Raw genomic sequence first — 20,746 nt, 5'->3', positions numbered from 1 at the left:
GCTGCGGGACGGGATCAGGCGGCGCGGCCGGCCTTGAGCGCGGCGGCGACACCGACGACACGGCGGGCCTGGTGGCGAGCTGCCTCCAGGCTCACCTCTCCGGGCTCCCCGTCGCCGGCCACGTGGGAAGTGCCGTAGGGATTGCCCGACTTGGACTGGATCGGGTCGGTGTAGCCCGGGGGGACGATGATGCCGCCCCAGTGGTAGAAGGTGTTGCCGAGCGCCAGAAGGGTCGATTCCTGGCCGCCATGGGCGCTGTTGGAGGCGGTGAAGGCCGAGTACACCTTGTCGGCGAGCCTGCCCTCGAAGTACAGGGGGCCGGTGGTGTCGATGAACTGCCGCAATTGGGCGGCGGGGTTGCCGAAGCGGGTCGGGGTGCCGAACAGCACCGCGTCCGCCCACTCCAGGTCGCCGTGCCCGGCCTCGGTGACATCGGCGGTGTCCCGGTGATGCCGGGCCCAGGCCGGATGGGCGTCGATCGCCTCGGGCGGGGCCGTCTCGGCGACCTTGCGGAGCCGGACGTGCGCGCCGGCCTTCTCGGCGCCCTCGACGGCGGCTCGCGCCAGGGCGTGCACATTGCCGCTGGTGCTGTAGTAGATGACGGCGACGTTCACGGGCTCCATGCCGGTGTACCTCCGTTTGCTTCCGTCGCGTTCCGTTGTCGGTATGACGAGACGGCCCGGCGGAATGTGACGCGGGGCGCCGATCTCACATTTCGGGGCGCTGCCTCGTCAGAGAGGTGAGGGAAGTTCCGACCGAGGGAGCCGCACAACCATGACGCCCAGTCCGACCGCGCCGCAGGACGGCCGACTCGACCCGATGCCGAGCGCGCTCACGGGTGAACGCCGCCGGCTGATCAACCTCGCCTACCGGATGCTGGGGTCCCTGGCCGAGGCCGAGGACGTCGTTCAGGAGACGTACGCCCGCTGGTACGCGATGTCCCGGCGGCAGCAGGAAGCGGTGGCGTCCCCCCGGGGGGTGGCTGACCAAGGTCGCCGGCCGGATCTGCCTCGACGTGCTTCGCTCGGCAAGGGTGCGGCGGGAGCGTTACGTGGGGGAATGGGTCCCCGAGCCGCTGCCCGCGCGCACCGAGTGGCCCGTCGGCGCGCTGGACGACAGCACGGCCGATCCGGCCGATCGCGTGACGCTGGACGAGTCGGTCAGTATGGCTCTCCTGGTCGTGCTGGAGGCGATGACGCCGGCGGAGCGCGTGGCGTTCGTCCTTCACGACGTCTTCCGCTACCCCTTCTCCGAAGTGGCCGACATCGTCGGCCGCACCCCGGCGGCCTGCCGCCAGTTGGCGACCTCGGCCCGCCGCCGCGTCGACGCCGCGCGGGCTCCCCTGCCGCCGACGGCCCAGCGGGCCCGGGTCGTCAAGGAGTTCAAGCTGGCGTGGGAGGCCAAGGACATCAAGGCCCTCATCGGCCTGCTCGACCCGGACGCCACCGCCGTCGGGGACGGTGGCGGACTCGTCACGGCGCTGCTCCACCCGATCGAGGGCGCCGAGCGGATCGCCCGCTTCTTCGCCGGACGGACCCGCCCGGGCCGGCTGGCAGTGCAGGAGTGCACGGTCAACGGTGAGCCCGGTCTGGCGGCGCACCTGGACGGTGCGGTCGTGTCGGTGTACGCGTTCGACATCGCGGACGGCAGGATCCGTCGGATCTGGGCCGTGCTCAACCCCGAGAAGCTCCGGCCGTGGAAGAGGGAATGACGCCCGCCTCGCCCCGGTGGGCAGGGGTGCAGTGGGCTCGGTGGGCGGAATGAACGCAATGGACACGACGGGCACAGTGGGCGCAGTAACCGGGGCGCAGTGGGCGCGACGGGCCGGAAGCGCCGGCCAGGGCCCGCGAGCCGGCCAGGATCCGAAGGGCACGCCCTAGCCGACGTACCCCGGCCCTGTCAGTCCGTAATCCTCCGGAGTCTCCCGGACCCGTGCCTTTGCTACTTTCCGGACCGACCGCGCAACGCGTGACCGGCGGTCCTGTACCGCACCTCCGTCCCACTCACCCCGAGACTGCGAAGGCGGGCGCGTTCCATGCTTCCTGGAGTTCCCCGGCGCGCACTGACCTGGGCTCTCGCGGCGACAGCGGCCCTGCTGCCGCCGGTGCTGGTGCCGGTGTCCCCGGCGGCGGCCCGGACCGCGAGTCCAGCCGCGGCCTGTCCGGCCGCCGGTTTCGTGTCCCAGCACTTCCACAGCGGCCACAACGGCGTGGACATCGCCAACGACGTGGGGACACCCGTCTACTCCGTGGGTGACGGCGAGGTGACCGTCTCCGGGTACACCGGTGACTACGGCCAGTGGATCCGCGTACAGCATCCCGACGGGAGGATCTCCGAGTACGGGCACATGTCCCGGCGGGACGTCTCCGTCGGTGACCGTGTGGTGGCCGGCCAGCAGATCGCCCTGATGGGCTCCGAGGGGAACTCCACCGGTCCCCACCTCCATCTGCGGATCTGGGGAGACCGGTCCGCCTCGTACGGGATCGACCCCAAGGTCCACCTCGCGGAGCGCGGCGTGGTGCTGCCGTGCACCCCGGGCAGCGGTCCGCGACCACAGCCGTTGGTGCATCCGGCGGAGTCGGGCCGGGTGGTGGCGGCGCGGTCGGCGGACGGGCGCCTCGAGGTGTTCGCCGCTGGATCCGACGGTGTCCACCACGCCTGGCAGCGGGAGGTCAACGGGAACTGGTCGGCCTGGGAACCCCTCGGCGGTCCCGGTGACGCCGAACTCGCCCTCGCACCCGACGCGGACGGCCGCCTGGAACTGTTCGCCCTCAACGGGAGCACCTTCCAGCACCGCTGGCAACTGGCCCCGTCCGGTGGCTGGTCGGGCTGGGAGACGTTCGGCGGTGGCGGCCGGGACACCGCGGCCGGTGTCAACGCCGACGGCCGTATCGAGGTCTACGCGTCCGGCCCGGCCGGGCTCTTCCACAGGTACCAACTCGCCCGCGGCGGCGGCTGGTCGGACTGGGAGCCGGCGGGCGGTGGCCCCGCCGACAGCCGTGTGGAGATGGAGAAGTCCCCGGACGGCCGCCTGGAGGTCTTCGCCCTCAACGGCGACACGTTCCAGCACCGCTACCAGACCGCCCCCAACGGCGGCTGGTCCCCGTGGGGCACCTTCGGCGGCGGCGGGCACGACCTGACCGTCGACCACAACGCCGACGGACGCCTGGAGGTCTTCGCCTCCGGCCCGGTAGGCGTGTTCCACAAATACCAGACCGGACCCACCACCTGGTCCGAGTGGGAACCCACCGGCGGCCCCGCCGACTCACAGCTCACCAGTGAACGCACCCCCGACGGCCGCGTCGAAGTGTTCGCCATGAACGGCGACACCGCCATGCACCTCTGGCAGACCGCCCCCAACGCTCCCTACAGCGACTGGGGCCCGTTCGGCACCGGCGGTACCGAAGTGCTGGCCGCCGCCAACGCCGACGGCCGCATCGAGATCTTCGGCACCAGCCGCGCCGGCACGTTTCACAAATGGCAGACCGGCTTCACCACCTGGTCCGACTGGTCCTGGCTCAACGACACCGCGGGCCCCACCCTCGACTGACCCGTCTCCGTCCGCGCGGAACGCCCCTGCCCGGCCGTGCCTGGTACGGGGTACGGCGTCCGGCCACCCGTGTCCAGGAACGGCCGAGCGGCGGCCGGTGTCCGTGGAGGGCCTTCGTTCATCGCGCGGCCGTGCCCCTGGTGCCGGGCGGTCCCGCTCGCTGACCGGAGCGTGCGGATCTCGCCACAGGCAGGGCGAAATCGGCGTTTCGTCCGAGCCACCGATTTTCCGGAACCCCGGTTCCTCCCCTCCCCCACGGTGACTTTCCCCACCTTGCGCGGCCTGGACCGGGACCTCCGTGTCCAGCACGACAGGCCCGGTTCAGCGCTCCGGCCGGCCGCGGCGTCAGCCCGGTCTCCGCACCTTCCGGCGGAGTTTCTCCGGTCGGGCGGCTCGCCGCAGGCCCCCGAGAGCAGCGCTGGATCGCCGCTGCCGCGGCCGCGTCGTGGTCACCGGGGCACCGTGAGGAACCGCCCTTGCGCGGCCGTCGCGGAGTGTGCCGAGAAGGGCGCTTCGCGCGCCTCCCCCCGCGCCGCCGTGGCCGACAAGCCGGCTCCCACGGCCGTTTGGGCAAAGTGGCCAAAGTACGCCGGTGAACTCCCCTGACGGATGAGTATCGTTCCGCTCGTCCGGCAAGTGCGACGCGTGGAACGGGGGGAGCGGTGAGCGGCGTAGTCGTCCATCTGCCGCGGGGAAGCGGTGGCGCCGCCGGCGGCGAACCGCACGGTGACGCATTGACGTTACGCCTCGGCCCCGGCGAGGTCGCCCGTTTCGGGCGGGGCTCCACGGCGATCCCGGTCGAGCTGCGCCTCGCCGACCCGGCGATCTCCCGGCTCGCCGGTGAGATCCGGGTGACCGACGACCACTGGCAGCTGACGAACCACAGCACCACCCACAGCTACCTCGTGGAGAATCCGGAGGGAGCGGGGGAATACCTGAGAGTTCCGCCGCGACGGGTCGGGGCGCCCATTCCGTTCGAGTTCGCGCGCGTGGTGCTGCCCACTCGCGGCGATGTCACCGTCTCCTTCCAGGTGTTCGCCCCCGACCACGTCTACCTGGACCCGGAGGCCATGGGCGTCCCCTGGGGAAGCCGCACGGTCACCGCGTACTCCCTGGACGAGACGACCACGTACTTCCTCGTCCTCGTCGCGCTCTGCGAGCCGCGCCTGCGCGACCAGTCCCGCGTGGCGGTCCCCACCACTCCCCAGGTCGTCGAGCGGCTCAGGGGGCACGTCACCTGCGGCGCGCTGACCGCGCGGGCGGTCAGCGCGCACATCGACTACCTCGCCGAGGAGAAACTGCGCATCGGCGTCCTCGAAGCCCGTGAACCCGGCAAGGGCGACCGCCGGACCGGCAAGCGGGAGGAGATCGTCGGGCTCGCGCTGCGGTTCGGGCTGGTGCGGGAAGAGCACCTCGGGCTGCTGCCACCCCTGACCGGGGCCGGCGGGCGGGAGCGGCAGGCCGCGCGATGACACCGCCGTACGGATCGGGAGGCACCACGGAACGCGACCGGACGGACCTCCTCCCACCCGGCTGCCGGGTGGGGGGCTGGGTGGTCACCGAGCTGATCGGGTCCGGAAGCTGGTCCACGGTCTACGCGGCGCGGCCGGCCGACGGTGACCCGGACCGGACCGACGGGGCCCCCGCGGGGCGGCCCCCGGGCCCCACCGACGTCGCGCTCAAGATCATGCCGACCGCCGGGCTCGCGCCGCGGCAGGCACGCAGGATCGTGGAGTCCGCCCACCGTGAGGTCGAGCTCGGCCGCAGGGCCGGGCATCCCCGGCTGATCGGCCTCCTGGAGTCGTTCGTTCTCGTGGCACCCGACCGCCCCTCGTTGGAGGGCGCGATCGTGCTGGTCATGGAACGGGCCGCCGGAAGCCTGCGGGAACGTGTCGACGCGGGGGTGCCCGAGGCCGATCGCGGCCGGCTGATCGCGGGCATCTGCGAGGGGCTGTCGCATCTGCACCGGTCGGGCTGGGTCCACGCCGATCTCAAGCCGGAGAACGTCCTCCTGGGCAAGGACGGCTCGGTGAAGCTCTCGGACTTCGGTCTCGCCACGGAGCTGACGGGGACACACGGGTACGCGCCTCCCATGGGCACGCTGGACTACCTGCCGCCCGAGCGCTGGAGGGCGCCCCTCGGCGAGCTCGGTGTGCGGGTCCGGCCGACCGCCGACATCTGGGCCCTGGGCATCGTCATCCACGAGGTGTTCGCGTCGGGCGGCTCACCGTTTGCCGGCGCCACACCGTTGGCGCGGGGTGCCGCCGTCCAGGAGTACGGCGAGGGGCGTGCCCCGCTGCGCATGGACCACGCCGTGCCGCCGTTCTGGCGTGCGCTGGCCGCCGACTGCCTGGCCCCGACCCACGCGGCGCGCGCCCCCCACACCGCCGAGAGCCTCCTCGCCCGCATCGCCGCCCACCAGGAGACGCCCGGGACGGGGGCGGGGCGGCTGCGGGGCCGGGCCCGCGCCGCCGTCCTCGCGACCACGCTGTGCGGGATCGCCGGCGCGACCCTCTGCTCGGACGCGGCACGGATGAGCGCGTCCGCACCGCCCGGCCGGGCGGGCGCGGCGCCCGGCACGATCCGGGTGTTCAACGCGGAGCGGGGCTGCCAGGAGCGGGTCGACCGGGACCCGCAGTGCAGTCTGGGCCTGGCGATCGATCCCGTGCAGCCGTACACCGCGGAAAACGTCGTACCGACACGGGTGTGGCACGGCGACGTCCTCACCGCCGACTGTCAGTTGCCCGACGGGAAGCTCATCATCGACGAGGAGGACCTTCATTCCACCCGCTGGTTCCGCGTCCGTCTCCCGCCCGGCTCCACGCCTCCCGAGGCCTGGCTCCCCGCCGTGCGCACCAAGGAGCGGCCGCCGTTGCCGCAGTGCCCGCGTCCCGCGGCCGGGCGCTGACGCGGGGCGCCGCCGCTCCGGGCCGCTCCGTACCCGGCCGAACGGCCCCACCCGGGATGCGGCACCATGATCACATGGACGTGCAACGGGGAAGCCTGCAAGAGGAATCGATCGCGGATCTCGCCCGGCGGCTCGTCGCGGCGGGCACCGGCGGCTGGACGCCGGACGGGGTGAGGGCCTTGGCGGCGGAGCTCGGCTGGGCCTGGAACGACACACCGGACGGTCCCGCCCTGATGACCGGCCGGTCGACGGGCGCCGCGCGCCTGCGCCCCGCCAGCAGGTTCGAGGAACGTTACGTCGGCGGCGAGTCGTACGTGGAGCTCGCGGTCCCGGTGGCGACCGCCGCACCGGACGCCACGGCGCAGGCGGCCGCGTTCCGCGCCGTCAAGGACGAAGTGACCGCGGCGCTGGGCAAACCGTCCGTCCTGGGTTCGCACGGCGACATGGGCCCCTTCTACGACAGCGGGCCGCTGTGGGGCGCGCCCTTCCTGCGCTGGCGCGGCAGGCCCGACACGCTGGAGCTGCGCGCCGGGAAGTCGGGGCCGGAACTGGTCCTGCAGCCCACCGACCCGGCGGAGAACTGGTTCTGGCGCCAGGGTGTCGGTGAGGAGCACTCGATCAGCGGCTTCTTCGGCAGCAACCGCGACCCGGCCAACACGGGCCTCGGCTTCCCCGGCGGCTGGACCGCCCGGAGCTGGGAGACCGTGGCCCGGTCGCTGGGCGCCTTCCTGGGGTCGCTGCCCGCCGAGACCACTGCCCTCGGCATCAGCGTCGGCATGCCGTTCTACGGGCGCACCGGCCGCGGTGAGCCCATCCTTTTCCACGTGACGTGCGGCGACCGCCTGGCGATCGGTTGCTTCGCGCCGGACGACGTCGATCCCGCCGCCCTCGGCTGGGGGTCCGTCGCCCAGCACCCGGGCACGGCGTCGATCTGGGACGACGACGCCCCGGTGTGGCGCGTGGACGCGGGCGGCCCCGGCGAACCGAAGGGTCACGCGCTCGCGGAGATGCTCGTGGCGACGGCCAGGGCGGTGGGGGTGAGCGATCCGGCCGGTCTGGTCGTCGGGGGCGAGGCCGAGTACGTGGACGATTACCACGTCACGTACTACGGGCTCGGCCTGCCGACCGGCTGACCGGCTCCCCCGGGGGCGGCGGGGTCCTCGCCGGGCGGACGTCAGGCCTCGTGCACGAGCCGGCCGCCGACGTAGGTCCGTTCCACCCTCGCGTGGGCGATCTCCTCGGCCGGTCCGGCGAGGATGTCGCGGTCCAGGACGACCAGGTCGGCCAGGTTGCCCGGGAGCAGGCTGCCGGCGTCGTCGTGGCCGTTCACATGGGCCGAGCCGGCGGTGTAGGCCGCGAGGGCACTGGGGAGGTCGATGCGCTGGTCGGGCAGGAACACCCGGTCGTCGGTGGCGTCCGGCTCCCGGCGGTTCACGGCGACGTGCAGGCCGGCGAGCGGGTCGGGGCTGGAGACGGGCCAGTCGCTGCCGGCCGCGAGGGTGGCCCCGGTGCGCAGCAGACCGCCGAACGGGTACTGCCAGGCGGCGCGTTCGGGGCCGAGGAACGGGATGGTCAACTCGTCCATCTGCGGCTCGTGCGCCGCCCACAGCGGCTGGATGTTCGCGATGGCGCCGAGCGCCGCGAAGCGCGGCAGGTCGTCGGGGTGGACCACCTGCAGGTGGGCCAGGTGGTGGCGGTTGCCGCGCCGCCCGTTGGCGGCCACGGCGGCCTCGACGGCGTCGAGGGCCTCCCGTACCGCGCGGTCGCCCAGGGCGTGGAAGTGGACCTGGAAGCCGAGCGCGTCCAGCTCGGTCACATGGCTCCGCAGGGCCTCCGGGTCGACGAAGCTGAGGCCGGAGTTGGCGGTGGCGCAGCCGCAGCCGTCCAGGTAGGGGGCGGTCATCGCGGCCGTGAAGTTCTCCGCGATCCCGTCCTGCATGATCTTCACCGAGCCGGCCCGGAACCGTCCGAAGCGCAACTCCTCGCGCCGGGCTGCCAGTTCGGGGATCTGTTCGGCGCCCCTCTCGCGATCCCACCACAGCGCCCCGGTCACCCGGGCCGTGAGTGTCCCGTTCCGCGCCGCGGTGAGGTAGGCGCCGGAAGGGTCCGGCATCCCGTTGAACTCGCCGAGCAGCGCGTCCTGCCAGCCGGTGATGCCGAGGGAGTGCAGCAGCCGCTGGGCCCGCAGCAGGCCGGCCAGCCGGTCCTCCGGGGTGCTCGGCGGTACCAGTCGCGCGACGAGAGCGGTGGCGCCCTCCTGGAGCATGCCGCTCGGGGTGCCGTCCGGCTCGCGTTCGATCCGGCCGTCGGCCGGGTCCGGGGTGTCGGCGGTGACCCCGGCCAGCTCCAGGGCACGGGTGTTGGCCCAGGCGCCGTGGTGGTCCCGGTTCACCAGCAGGACGGGGCGGTCCGGCACGACGGCGTCGAGGAGCTGCCGGGTCGGTACCCCGCCGGCGAAGCTCTCCAGCGACCAGCCGCCGCCGGTGATCCATGTGCGGTCCGGGTGCGCGTCGGCATGGGCGCGGATCCGGCCCAGGTACGCGTCCACGTCGACGACCCCGGTAAGATCGCACGCGGCCAGCTCCATGCCGCCGCCCACCGCGTGGATGTGGGCGTCCTGGAAACCGGGGATCAGCAGCCTGTCTTCGAGGTCCACGACCTCGGTGCCGGGCCCGGCCAGCTCCCGCACCTCGTCGTGGCCGACGGCCGTGATCCGGTCCCCGGTCACGGCGAGCGAGGTGGCCCGGGTCCGGGCCGGATCCATGGTGAGAACGGGGCCTCCGGTGAAGACCAGATCGGCCTGGGTCATGGCGCGCTCCACAGCGTGTGACAACGGGGACGGCGCCATGGAAGCCGCTCGCGCGTTTACACGTCAATGGTGTTGTCATAAGGTCCGGCCATGGCCGAACGCGTGGTACCCGAGGGGCGGCGGCAGCGCCGCCGGCCGACCAAGCAGGGCGCGGTCCTCTCCGAACGCCTCATCGTCGAGACGGCTTTGCGCCTGATCGCACGGCACGGCGCCGGCGCGCTGTCGGTCCGGAGACTCGGTGCCGCCCTCGGCGCCGACCCCAGCGCGCTCTACCGCTACTTCCGCAACACCGACGCGCTGCTCCTCGCGCTCGCCGACGAAATGATCGGCCGGGCGCTGGAGGGATGGCAGGCGACCGGCGACTGGCGGACCGACCTTCGCGCGATGGGCCGGCGCATCCACGCCTCGTACCTCGCCAACCCCCAGGCGGCGATCCTCGCGGCCCACCGGACCACGGGACGCGCCCACGAGACACGGGCCGTCGAGACGATCCTCGGCATCCTGCGCACCGGTGGCTTTCCCGACCCTCTCGCGGTACGCGTCTACCACGCCTTCGTCGACCAGGCGCTGGCCTTCGCCGCCCAGGACGCCGCGGCGGCGGCCCTGCCGCAGGCGGCGGCGGAGGCCGACGCCGAGGTCTGGCGGACGGTCTACGGCCGGCTGCCGGCCGACACCCATCCGCACATCGCCGCGACCTATCCGCTGCTCGCCGCCGACATGCGCGACAGCGGCCATCCCTTCGCCCTGGAGCTGCTGCTCACGGCGGTGGCGACGCTGCACCCGGACGCGGGGCGGTAGCGGCCCACCGCCGCCGGTCGTTCGGAGCGGGACGCCCGGCGGACGTCCGTACGGGGGTTCCGCCCGGCGGCCGGTCAGGCGCGGCAGCGCAGCATCTCCAGCGGCGGGTTGGCGAGGAGGTCCGCCCAGAAGTCCTCACCGAACTCCTGGACGCCGGCTTCGGACACCCGCAGCGGAACCCACTCCAGCGCGGTGAACCCGGCCGCCCGCAGACACTTCTCGTAGACCTCGCGGCGCGGGGCCGCGACGACGATGCTGATCGGCTCGGGGTCGAGGAGAGCCGTGACCCTGCACCGCGGACCCGTCTCGGTCTCCTCACCCGTGGGCTCGCAACGGAATCCGTACTTCTCCAGGTGTTGCAGGCCGAACCGGTAGTCGGGGTTCTGGGCGAGGACGAAGAACCGGCCACCTGGAGCCAGGCTCCGGTGGATGTTGCGGCACATCCGCTCCATCGCCGCGATGTCCTCAGCGTAGTTGAGGCACTGCGCTCCCAGTGCGATGTCGAAGCGCCGCCCGAGAGGCCTCAGTTCGGTCACGTCGCCGACCTCGTAGCGCACATCCAGTGGGTCCCGCTCGTCGATGGTCCGGGCGGCGGCGATCATCTCGACGGAGATGTCGACACCCAGGACCTCGGTGGCGCCACGCCGCTTGAACTCCCTGCTGTAGAAACCGGTGCCGCACGCCAGGTCGAGGACCGACTTGCCTCTGACGTCGCCGACCATGCCCAGGAAGCTCGGTACCTCCCCGTGGCGCATCAGCGGCAGGGATTTGAAACCCTCGAACGCCTCGCCGATCGCGTCGTACTGCTGCACGCTCACGTGCCGCCCCCTCCGGTGTTCCTTCGTCGTGGCAGAAAGTCTCCCTCCGCACCGTCCGGCCTCCGTACTGGCGGATGACACGAAGAAGTCGGGTGGGTGATCCTCCCATCGCCCAACATCACCTCCCCGCCGGAGGGCATCGCCGGGGCCACTTGGACCGGCACGACCCGCACTCCTGACGGTCGTCCATTTCCTCGGTCTCGCCGAAAGAGCACCCAAAAGCGGCCGGAAAAACATCCTCCGAAAGTTCGATGGTCGGTATTTCCGCCCGGACCGGCCCTTTCCCTGCTTCGTCGCATCATAGGGTGCGCCTTTCAGGATTGGGCCACCACGATCACACAGTCTCCCGCCGTGAACCGTACGGTCCCCCGCTTGTCCGGATTGACCTTTACGCCGTGGGTGGGGCTCGTCGACGCCTCGGCACGCAGGCGGTAACCGATGGCGCATTCGTGACGGCGGCGCGCCGATTCGACGACGGTGGCGAAGCCGACCTCACGGTCGGCCAGGACGTAGTCGGTGGCGGGTTTGAGGTGGATCTCGCTTCCGTCGGCGGTGAACAGCTCGTCGAAGAGACCGGCCATGTGCCTGTTCTCCGAGATCTGCGCCATCAGCAGGCTGATCAGGCGGCCGCTCACGATGAAGTCGGCGCCCTGTCGCACCGGGGCCAGCAGCCGGTTGCGGTCGTCGGTCATCTCGGTGATGACGGACAGTTCACTCCGGGCGGCCTCTTCGATCGCACGCAGGTGGAGCAGCGTGACGAGCGTACGGTCGTCCGTCTCCATGTCACCTTCCGTGGACCGGCTCTCGTCCCCGATGACCATCACGCTGTCGTACGACGGCACGTCCAGCCGGGCCAGCGTCCGCTGCTCGGTGACGTCGCCGCCGTGGAAGCTCACCAGCAGATGTCCGGGTTCCCCGCCGGTGCCGCGCGCCGCGCGTCCAGCCGGGTGGATCGTGGTGGCGTCGCCCTGGGCCACGACGTCGAGGGTGGAGCCGGGGCTCACGTACTGGTCGAGCTGCTCGATGATCAATGGGGCCCGGCGGTTCCACCCCAGGAGCAGCAGCCGTTCCGGCCTCGGGCTGCGGGGACGGGCCGTGACGATCGCGTCCTCGTCGACGGGTGGGAGGGTGTCGACGGGTACCGCGGTGTCGTCGTCCTCGGTGATGACGACGAGCTGATCGCCCGCTCCGATCGGGGCGTCGGGAGGCGGGTTGAGAGCCAGACTTCCGTCGGCGCGCACCAGGCCGACCACCGAGGAGGTGGCGAAGGCTCCGAGCGCCTCGCCGAACATCCGGCCGGCGAGGGCGGGCGTCGGCACGACGTAGAACTCGTCGCCCGCGAAGTCGAGCAGTTCCTGGTAGACGAGGGAGAGGCCGGGCTGGCGCGAGGTCTGCACGATCAGCCGGGCGACGATGTCGTCGATGCTGAGGACGTGTCCGTGCCGGCCTGCGGCCAGGGTGGCGGCCGGATGGTGCCGCGGGTCCCGTACCGCCGCGACGACGACGCGATCGCCTGACGGGTGACCGGCCGCGTCGAGGGCGAGGAGTGTCTTCACGACGTGGGCGTCACCGCCCTGCCCGCCGGGTGGCAGCACGAGCACGGACTTCGCCGAGCCCGTGCTCACCCGGGTGAGCGCCGTCGGGTCGGTGGTGGGGCCGCTGCGGCAGATGATCCGGGTGGTTCGGGTGTCGCCGATGTGGTCGGCGATCTCGGCCTCCATGTCGACCTTGTCCTTGTCGGCGAGTACGGCGACGGCGGCCCTGCGCTGGTTGGCGTTGGCCGCCACCAGCTCCGTGACGACCGGGAACACCTGGTCGGACCAGCCGAGCAGCACCGTGTGCCGCTCCTCCAGGACGACCGACCGGCCCTGCCGCAGCTCCATGAGCCGCCGGCTGAGCCCCGTGGTGATCAGGCTGACGAGCGCCGACACGAACACCAGGGCCACGAGTGCCAGCAGGACGGACGCCGCCACGTACACCGGTGGGCCGACGTCACCGCCCAGCTTCAGAGTGCGCCCGACGTGCTGCCAGACGGCCGCCGCGCGTCCGGAGACGGTGGCGGGCGCGGCACGGTCGGCCCACACGAGCACCACGCTGGCCGGCACCACGATCGCGAGGCACACCAGCGTGAGCCAGCCGATGAGCACGGGGGTCCCACGGGCCATCAGATTGTCGAATCCGTACCGGAGCCGCGACCGGGAATGAGCTGCACGCCGTGCCATACGAAACCCCCTGAAAAACACCGGCCGCCTGGGCCCGGTCCATGGCGTACGGTCGCCCCTCGCCACGGTGTCCGCCTCGTCCGCCCGGTGCCCCCGGCGGCCCTCTGGCACAGTCTTGTGGCATCGGCGGCGCGGATGCCGATCTTCGCTGCCCCTTCACCCGGAGGAGGCTCCCGGTAGGAGCACCGGGCCGGAGCCGGACGTCGGCCCGGCACTGAAGGTCTCGGCGCCCCCACGCCACTTCCCGGGAAATCGGACACCAGGATCAGGTGATTTCACATGCAGCCCGGAACAGCCGATCCCTCAATTTACCGCGTAACCAGGCATATGCCATGGCGTTATGTATGTGGCTCTCACCAAGGCGGCAGCGAACAGAATGCGCCTGCCTGGTTGTCACATTTTCTCGCATAGGAGAGGACCGTCAAGGTGAACTTGACACTTTGGCTTCTGCTGGCCTGCGGATCGGCTTGTACAGCGCTTTCTGTCTTCTTGCCGCCCCCGACCTCAAGAATGCGGACGATTGACATCGTCGAACTGCGCCGCCGTCGTCGTCTCTTCGAGATTCTGGCGGCGAACACGCGCCCCACCTTCGACCAGCCCGCCTCGCCGCCCTCGTCGGCGGACGATCCGGCGGTGCCTTGACCGGTCGGTCCGCCCGGTTGCCGAACGGCGCTAGGCCCTGCCGCGGCGCCCGCGCCGTACGACGAGAGCCGCGGCCGCACCGCCCGCCAGCAGGGTGCCCACGGCCGCCGTCGCCGTCACCGGCAGTCCGGGGCCTGCCTCGGCTCGGGCCGTCGCGGAAGCGGGCACGGCGGAGGCGGGCGCGGACGGCACCGGGGCAGCGGCGGCGGATTCGGCCGGTGGTGCGGGAGCGGGTTTCGCCGGTGGCGCGGGAGCGGGTTTCGCCGGTGGCGCGGCGGCCACGGTGAGGTCCGCCTCGTCGCGGCCGAGGGCGGGGTGGCCCACTTCGACCGCGACCTTCCATCGGCCGGGGGGCAGTGCCTCGGCGGTGGTGAAGCGCTTCTCGTCGGAGGGATCGCGTACCAGCATCCACGGCCCCGCCGTACGCCTTCCGTCCGCGCTGACGGCGTTGACGGTGGCGGCGACCCTCTCGTCGACGGAGTCCTTGTCGTTCTCCCAGGTGACCAGGGTCGTCACATGTCCCTGCTCGTGCCCGGCGATGTCGACCGCGAGGGTTCCTCCATGGGCGCGGGCGGTGCCGGTGGCGGTGACGGTGGCGAGGAGCGTCAGGACGGTCATGGTCAGGGCGGTGGCCGCGGCCGCTGAACGGGTTGTGTGCTGCACAGGTGTCCTCCGATGAGGAAAAGGCCGGTCTGAGGCGCTGAGGAACTGGGGACTGAAAGGCCGACGGACGGCTGTCGTTCCGCCCGTCGGCCGTCATTCAGGCCGGCCGGAGCCGGCGGGAGGGGCTCAGGCGGACTTCTGGAGCGTCCAGATCTGCGCGGGTCCGGAGACCGCGTGCTGGAGCTCGATCAGCCAGGACCCGTAGTACGGCCGGTTGCTGACACCCAGGGCGAAGCGGCTGCTTCCGGCGGTGATCATCATGCCGTTGCCGGTGGGGGTGAGCTTCCACTGCTGGGCGGCGACATGGGCACAGGGCTGCTGGGAGACCCACATGCCCGGGCCGGCCGTGCCGCCGGTCTGGAGGCACTTGTTCGACGCGGCCGACCGGATGCGGCTGAAGCCGTTGCCCGCGTCGTCGACGTACCACTGCTGCTGGGCGTAGCCGTTGTGCTGTGACCCGACGAGGACGGTTCCGTCGGCGGTCCTGCCGCCCCACACCTCCGCGGCCGTACCGGTGGGTCCGTTGGTGAGCAGGTAACGCGTGTTCGGTGTGGCGCCGCCGCCGTTGCCGGCGGTGCGGAAGGACGTGGCCTTTCCGGGACCGCTGTCGCGGCCCGACCCGTCGCGTACCGATACGGCGAGGGTGTGGTCGGTGCCGGGCTTCAGGTTGTAGACGCGGGCGCTGTTCGTCTGCACCCACCCGATGGGCTTGCCGTCCAGGAAGAGCTGGTACCAGGCGGCGTTGTCGACGGCCTTCCAGGTGGCCACGACGGAGTCCGGTGCGATCTGCCCGATGGTGACCGTGGGCGCCGTGGACGGCCCGGGCGTCGGCCCGCCCGTCGGGGTCGGGGTGGGTGTGGGCGTTGGCGTCGGATTGGGCTGGGTGGTGCCCCTGGCACGCATGAGGAACTGGCTGTCGGCGATGTTCCAGTGCGTGGCGAGATAGCTGCCGGGCCTGGGGTTGGTGTGGAAGTAGTCGTCGTGGTTGCAGTCCAGCCGGTTCTCGTAGGCGCCGTCCTGGCAGACCGAACGCATCCGCGGGTAGTAGGGGCTGTCCGAGTAGCACATCACGTCCCACTCGTCGGTGCAGTGGGCGCCCCGGCTGGTGTTGGGTGCGCTGTTGTTCACCGCGCCCAGGTTGTGGCCCAGTTCGTGGGCCGCGGTGTGACCGCCCCAGCACCCGGTGTCCGTACGGCCGTAGGAGGGGCCGAAGTTGCTGAGGTTGTTCTGCGCGGGACGCTCGTCGCCCGCGAAGGTGCCTATGCCGCAGTACACCTGGGCGTCGGCGAAGATCATGTACTTGCGGTCACGGCGGTCCAGGCCCCGCGCTGCGAGTGCCCGGTTCATGGCGCTGAACTCGGCGAGCGCCGAGGCGGGGAGCTCGATGTTGAGCACCGTCGGTACGCAGTCGGAGCCGGTGACGTACCGGATGTGCCGTACCCCGCCGGTGTCCTTGGCGCTCTCGGAGAAGATCAGGTCCGCGTCGGCCGCCCACTTGCGGAAGGACGCGAGGTACGTGGCGTACCGGTCCGTTCCGGGGGCGTGGACGTAGACGACCTGGACGCGGTTGCCGGTCGTGCCGTCGCCGTCGCACTGCACGGTCTGTCCGGCGGGGCCGTTCGCGGGCGCCTTGCGGGCGCCGGTACCCGTGGCGGCCGGCGGCTCGCCCGCCTTGGGCGCGGCGGCGTCGAGCGTCGGGGTGGTCCGGGGCAGCTCGGTACCGGACGGCTTGTCGTCGGAGGGGTCACGCCCCGGCTTGGTCGGGTCCTCGGCGGGGACGGTCGTCCTGACGGCCGGGGGTGTGTCCTTCTTGATGTCGACGCCCTTCGGCGGGGCGTCCGGGCCGTGCGTGCAGTGGCCGGTTGTGGTGCGGTAGACGCCGGCGCACGGATCCCCCTCGGGCGCGGGTGTCAGGCCTTCGTAGACGAGTCCGCGGTCGGGCTCGCTCTTCGGCTTCTTGACGAGGGGCTCCGGCTCCTTGTCCCGCGTGGGTTCGGCGGCCGGTTCGGGCGCCGCGGTCGGTGCGGCGGCGGGCTGGGCGAGCGGCGCCGGGCGGTCCGTCCCGGCTGCCGGCCTGGTGGCCTCGTACGCCACGCCACCCATGACCGCCATGGCCGCGACGGCGGCCGTGGCGAGTATCAGGCGGGGACTCCTGCGCCGCTGCGGCTTCAGTCTTCGACGTCCTGACAAGTGGCACCTCTTCCTTGATCGGGGAACGGTGCGCGGAAGCCTGCCAGAACGCCGGGCCGGAAAATTCAGACATAGAGGACCCAAGGAATGTGTGCGTTCCGTTACCTGACGGTTCGAATTGACGAATGCTCAAAGTCGTTTCGGTGCAAGGTCTTTGAAGAGCAGCGGTCGGATTGGTCTAGCCCTCACCAGGCCTCTCGTTATCCAATTGAGATACGGCGGATCGCTATTTGACTTCGCGTCAACGGAATCCCTCACTCCAAGGAATTCTCGCCATTACGCATGGTGCGGCACCGAAATGCATGCTTGGAGGATCCATAAGACACCCCGATGCAGCAGGCGTGGCGCAGCTCACATACTGAGCAGTTGGTAATCTTCCTGGCCTGATGGGAACGTGACGCCGTGGGCTCCGTGGGAGCACCCACGGGACATGCCAGGGAGTGAGGAGCGACTGTGCGTGCGATACACGTCACCGAATTCGGCGGGCCGGAAGTGCTGCGCCTGGTGCAAGTGCCGGACCCCCGGCCGGAGCCCGGCCGCCTCCTGATCGATGTCACGGCGGCCGGCATCAATTACGCCGATACGCACGCGGTCGAGGATTCCTACCTGTCCCGTTCGGCCTTGCCCATGATCCCGGGCGGCGAGGTGGTCGGCCGCACGGAGGACGGGCGTCGGGTCGTCGCCCTCGCGGACAATTACGGCGGTTACGCGGAAAAGGCCTCCGTCCAGGAGGACCTGGCGATCGACGTGCCGGATTCGGTGACCGACGGCCAGGCCCTGGCCCTGATCGTGCAGGGCCTCACCGCTTGGCACCTGCTGCGTACCGCGGGGCGTGTCACCCCGGGTGAGTCGCTCGTCGTGCACGCCGCCGCGGGCGGCACCGGATCTCTCGCCGTCCAGCTCGCGAAGGCGTTCGGCGTGGGACACGTCATCGCCACGGCGTCCACACCGGAGAAGCGCGAGCTCGCCCTCTCCCTCGGCGCGGACGTGGCTGTCGACGCCGCTGCGGAGGGTCTGAAGGACCGGCTGACGGAGGCCAACGGAGGCAGGAAGGTCGACGTCGTCCTCGAAATGACCGGCGGCCCGGTCTTCGAGGAGTCGCTCGCCGCGCTCGCGCCGTTCGGCCGGCTCGTCACGTACGGCATGGCGAGCCGGCAGGCTCCGGAACCCGTCCACGCCGCGCAGCTGATGGGCCGCTCCCGGGCGATCGTCGGCTTCTGGCTGATGCACGCGGTCGGGCGTCCGGGCATGTACCGGGAGCCGATGTCCGAACTGCTGGCGATGGTCGGTGACGGACGTCTGACGCCGCAGGTCGGCGGTGTCTACCCGCTGGCCGAGGCGGCACGCGCGCACCAGGACCTGCGCGCCCGCAGGACCGTCGGCAAGCTGGTGCTCGACACGTCCCGCTGAACCCGGGCCCTTCGCCCGTCAGCCCGCGGTGCGGTCCGCGGCCTCCCGGGCGACGTCGGCGTAGAGGCGGAAGAGGACCGGCCGGGCCTCACCCTGGTCGCGTCGCTGCAAGGCCGCCCAGCAGCGGGCGACGAGTTCACGGGCCTCGGTGCCGGGCCAGGGCCGGGGCAGCAGCTCGGGCGGCAGCAGCGGGTCGGGCTCCATGGCCCGGGTGAGTTCGGCGGCCAGCTCCACCGCGATGGTGAGGAGTTCCGACGGGGAGAGCCCGGCAGGGCCGGTGAGCCGGTCGAGGCGGGGGCGGGCGACGCGGCTGAGACGGTGGTAGCGGTCGGCGATCTCCGGCAGGGGCCACAGGCGGCGGGCGAGTTCGGCGGGCTCCCGGATGTCGCCCCTGCGCAGGTCCGTCGTGGTCAGGAGGGTGAGCGCGTCATGGGCGCCGAGGCGGCGGGCCGCGTCCTCGACGTACGGTTCCCAGGCGTTGGCACAGACGTACAGTCCGCCCTGGAGCGGGGCGCCGCCGAGATGGACGAGCGTCTCACGCAGGGAGTCCCGGGCGGTGCGCGCCGATTCGGGCACGGCGAAGGCGGCCAGGTGCCAGGTGCCGTCCCAGGGCGCGAGCCCGGCGTCCTGCTGGAACGCGTGCCGGAGGAAGTCCGCGTCGGGGGCGAGGGCGCGGCTGGTGTCCTCGGTGGCGTGCAGCAGCGCCTTGCGGCCCCTGCCCTCGTGGGTGAACCGCCCCTCGGTGACCAGGCGCTTGACGCACAGCCGCACCTGCTGGTCGCTCATGCCCAGCGTGTTGGCCACGGAGTACAGCTCGTCGGCGCCCACGGTGCCGTCCTCGCGGATCAGCGCGTGGACGAGCATCCGGGTGGGGACCTCCACGTGGTCCGTCTCTGCGCTCACCGTTCTCCCGCTCCTTGCGCTCCGGTTGTTCCGACGGCCCGGCGCATGGTGGTCACCGCGCCGAACCCCAGCAGCCCGCGCAAGTAAGGCGTGCGCTCGGTGCGCACGGCCCGGAAGCCGCGCCGCTCGTACAGTGCCCTGGCGCGCGGGTTCGTGTCGATCACGTCCAGTCTGACCTCCCGGCAGCCCTGCTCCGCCGCGACGGCGGCGACTTCCTCGATGAGCAGGCTCCCGACGCCCCGGCCGCGGATGTCCGAGTCCACGGCGATGCCGTCCATGACGAGTTGCCCGGGGGCCGGGTGGCGTTCGAACAGGGCGAGAAGCACGAGTCGGTGCAGTCCTCGCAGGTGTCCGTACGCACGCAGGACGGCGGAGGCCGATCCCCCGGTGAGGGCACGGCCGCCGAGCTGGTAGCCGGCGAGCCCGACGAGCCGGCCGTCGAGGAGCGCGCACACCGCGCGGTCGGCGTTCAGGTGGGCGGCGATGAAGGGCACCGCCTTGTCCGGCGGGTTCAGCGCGGGGCCGAGTTTGCGGCCGAAGGCATCCCAGTACAGCTCGGCCGCGCGCCGTTCGGCTCCGGCCGGAATTCCCCGCCGCACCGTCACCGGTCCCGCGGCGGTGTCCGTCGTGTCCCGTTCCATGCCGACCCCCCTCTTCGCCCTGTAACCTTCCAGGAATCTATCACGAACGATACGATCGTTTTCAGAGTGATAGTTCCAGTGCTGCGCGCAGCCGAACAGAGGCGGTCAGAACCCATGTCTTCCCAGGTCCAACGCCGGCGGCGCGGGCGCCGCCTCGCCGTGTGGTCACTCGTCACCGTCCTGGTCCTGACCACCGGTCTCATCGGGGTGGTGCTGTGGCAGAACACCTACGCCATCGACGAGCAGCGCGTCTCCATCCGGCACGGCGGCCACACCCTCAGCGGCGTACTGGCCACCCCCAAGGACGGCCGCCGGTCCCACGGCCTGGTCGTGTACGTCCACGGCGACGGCCCCATCGACGCCACCCACGACGACGGTTACAAGCCCATGTGGGAAGCGAACGCCAAGGCCGGGTACGCCTCGTTGTCCTGGGACAAGCCCGGCGTGGCGGGCGCACCGGGAAACTGGCTCGACCAGTCCTTGGACGACCGGGCCGACGAGGCGGCCGCCGCCATCGCCTGGGCGCGCGCCCGCCCGGACATCGACGACGACCGCATCGGACTCTGGGGCGCCAGCCAGGCGGGGTGGGTCCTGCCGAAGATCGCCGCCAAGACTCCCGTGAGCTTCGTCATCGCCGTCTCCCCCGCGATCAACTGGCTCAGGCAGGGCCGCTACAACCTCCTGGCCGAGCTGCACGCCGACGGCGCGTCAGCGGCCCGCATCAAGGCCGAGGTCGCCAAGAGCGACACCACCCGTGGGCTGCTGGCGCGGCAGGCGCCGTTCGAGGAGTACGTCGGGGCCATGGGCGGCGACGCGGACGGTATGACCGCCGACCGCTGGGGCTTCATCTCCAGGAACCACACCGCGGACGCCACGCAGGACCTCCGCGCGCTGCGGGGCATACCGGTGCTGTTGGCCCTCGCGGGCCATGACATCAACGTGGACGTCGCCGACACCGAGCGCGTCTACCGCGAAGTGCTGGACGCCTCCGGCGCGTTGACGGTCGCGCACTATCCGGACGCGACCCATTCACTGGTCAAGCAGTCCGTCGAACAGTCGGATCTCACCATCACGCTCACCGCGCTCTTCTCGCCCCGCTCGCTCTTCGCGGAGGGATTCCTGGCGGACCAGCGGCGGTTCCTGAAGGATGCGGCGCTTTCCTGAAGAGGGCAACAACGCCCCACCAGCGGGG

At 71.8% G+C, this 20,746-nt stretch carries 16 protein-coding genes and 1 pseudogene; 9 read left to right on the top strand and 8 right to left on the bottom strand.

The annotated features are described in order from the left end of the window. Window positions 1-14: 14 nt before the first annotated feature. Window positions 15-623: an NAD(P)H:quinone oxidoreductase gene (gene wrbA, locus ACZ6C1_RS20105; protein ID WP_469242466.1), complete on the bottom strand. Its 609-nt coding sequence runs from the start codon at window positions 621-623 to the stop codon at window positions 15-17. Window positions 624-819: 196 nt separating this feature from the next. Between wrbA and sigJ the strand changes: the two are divergent. From sigJ to ACZ6C1_RS20080, 5 genes and pseudogenes are all read left to right on the top strand, one after another. Beyond that, a pseudogene (gene sigJ, locus ACZ6C1_RS20100) lies at window positions 820-1,711 on the top strand (RNA polymerase sigma factor SigJ). 324 nt (window positions 1,712-2,035) lie between these two features. Continuing rightward, on the top strand, window positions 2,036-3,550 hold the full coding sequence (locus ACZ6C1_RS20095; protein WP_469242465.1) for a DUF8189 domain-containing protein: 1,515 nt from the start codon (window positions 2,036-2,038) through the stop codon (window positions 3,548-3,550). Window positions 3,551-4,212: 662 nt separating this feature from the next. After that, window positions 4,213-5,022, top strand: coding sequence for an FHA domain-containing protein (locus ACZ6C1_RS20090; protein ID WP_469242464.1), 810 nt, complete (start codon window positions 4,213-4,215; stop codon window positions 5,020-5,022). After that, window positions 5,019-6,458, top strand: coding sequence for a serine/threonine-protein kinase (locus ACZ6C1_RS20085; RefSeq protein WP_469242463.1), 1,440 nt, complete (start codon window positions 5,019-5,021; stop codon window positions 6,456-6,458). The genes ACZ6C1_RS20090 and ACZ6C1_RS20085 overlap by 4 nt, the downstream gene beginning before the upstream one ends. A gap of 74 nt (window positions 6,459-6,532) precedes the next feature. Beyond that, window positions 6,533-7,591 carry a hypothetical protein gene (locus tag ACZ6C1_RS20080; RefSeq protein ID WP_469242462.1) on the top strand — a complete coding sequence of 353 codons (1,059 nt, stop codon included), beginning with the start codon at window positions 6,533-6,535 and terminating at the stop codon, window positions 7,589-7,591. A 41-nt stretch (window positions 7,592-7,632) separates the two neighbouring features. On the opposite strand, the gene ACZ6C1_RS20075 is transcribed toward ACZ6C1_RS20080, so the two are convergent. Beyond that, a complete protein-coding gene (locus tag ACZ6C1_RS20075; RefSeq protein ID WP_469242461.1) occupies window positions 7,633-9,267 on the bottom strand; it encodes an amidohydrolase in 1,635 nt (544 codons plus the stop codon). A 90-nt stretch (window positions 9,268-9,357) separates the two neighbouring features. Between ACZ6C1_RS20075 and ACZ6C1_RS20070 the strand changes: the two genes are divergently transcribed. Next, window positions 9,358-10,065 carry a TetR/AcrR family transcriptional regulator gene (locus ACZ6C1_RS20070; protein ID WP_469242460.1) on the top strand — a complete coding sequence of 236 codons (708 nt, stop codon included), beginning with the start codon at window positions 9,358-9,360 and terminating at the stop codon, window positions 10,063-10,065. Window positions 10,066-10,139: 74 nt separating this feature from the next. Here ACZ6C1_RS20070 and ACZ6C1_RS20065 read toward each other — a convergent pair whose 3' ends face one another. Together ACZ6C1_RS20065 and ACZ6C1_RS20060 are read right to left on the bottom strand one after the other, a co-directional pair. Next, entirely contained in the window at window positions 10,140-10,883 is a 744-nt protein-coding gene (locus ACZ6C1_RS20065; RefSeq protein ID WP_469242459.1) for a class I SAM-dependent methyltransferase, read from the bottom strand. Between the two features lie 314 nt (window positions 10,884-11,197). Next, on the bottom strand, window positions 11,198-13,048 hold the full coding sequence (locus ACZ6C1_RS20060) for a CASTOR/POLLUX-related putative ion channel (protein WP_469242458.1): 1,851 nt from the start codon (window positions 13,046-13,048) through the stop codon (window positions 11,198-11,200). A gap of 567 nt (window positions 13,049-13,615) precedes the next feature. Between ACZ6C1_RS20060 and ACZ6C1_RS20055 the strand changes: the two genes are divergently transcribed. Continuing rightward, window positions 13,616-13,747, top strand: coding sequence for a hypothetical protein (locus ACZ6C1_RS20055; RefSeq protein ID WP_469242457.1), 132 nt, complete (start codon window positions 13,616-13,618; stop codon window positions 13,745-13,747). Between the two features lie 30 nt (window positions 13,748-13,777). On the opposite strand, the gene ACZ6C1_RS20050 is transcribed toward ACZ6C1_RS20055, so the two are convergent. Together ACZ6C1_RS20050 and ACZ6C1_RS20045 are read right to left on the bottom strand one after the other, a co-directional pair. Next, window positions 13,778-14,365 (bottom strand): hypothetical protein, encoded by a 588-nt coding sequence (locus tag ACZ6C1_RS20050; protein WP_469242456.1) that lies wholly within the window; start codon window positions 14,363-14,365, stop codon window positions 13,778-13,780. Between the two features lie 171 nt (window positions 14,366-14,536). Further along, window positions 14,537-16,600 (bottom strand): RICIN domain-containing protein, encoded by a 2,064-nt coding sequence (locus ACZ6C1_RS20045; protein WP_469242455.1) that lies wholly within the window; start codon window positions 16,598-16,600, stop codon window positions 14,537-14,539. A 453-nt stretch (window positions 16,601-17,053) separates the two neighbouring features. Between ACZ6C1_RS20045 and ACZ6C1_RS20040 the strand changes: the two genes are divergently transcribed. Continuing rightward, complete coding sequence (locus tag ACZ6C1_RS20040) at window positions 17,054-18,010, top strand: quinone oxidoreductase family protein (RefSeq protein WP_469242454.1); 957 nt, start codon at window positions 17,054-17,056, stop codon at window positions 18,008-18,010. 18 nt (window positions 18,011-18,028) lie between these two features. Here ACZ6C1_RS20040 and ACZ6C1_RS20035 read toward each other — a convergent pair whose 3' ends face one another. Then, window positions 18,029-18,874 (bottom strand): PaaX family transcriptional regulator C-terminal domain-containing protein, encoded by an 846-nt coding sequence (locus ACZ6C1_RS20035; RefSeq protein WP_469242637.1) that lies wholly within the window; start codon window positions 18,872-18,874, stop codon window positions 18,029-18,031. A 35-nt stretch (window positions 18,875-18,909) separates the two neighbouring features. Continuing rightward, window positions 18,910-19,554, bottom strand: a complete 645-nt coding sequence (locus ACZ6C1_RS20030) for a GNAT family N-acetyltransferase (RefSeq protein WP_469242453.1) — start codon at window positions 19,552-19,554, stop codon at window positions 18,910-18,912. Window positions 19,555-19,668: 114 nt separating this feature from the next. Between ACZ6C1_RS20030 and ACZ6C1_RS20025 the strand changes: the two genes are divergently transcribed. Further along, window positions 19,669-20,718 (top strand): alpha/beta hydrolase family protein, encoded by a 1,050-nt coding sequence (locus tag ACZ6C1_RS20025; RefSeq protein WP_469242452.1) that lies wholly within the window; start codon window positions 19,669-19,671, stop codon window positions 20,716-20,718. Window positions 20,719-20,746 lie beyond the last annotated feature (28 nt).

The organism is Streptomyces sp. NPDC041796, assembly GCF_055590785.1.
This window is presented reverse-complemented; position numbering and strand designations above follow the sequence as displayed.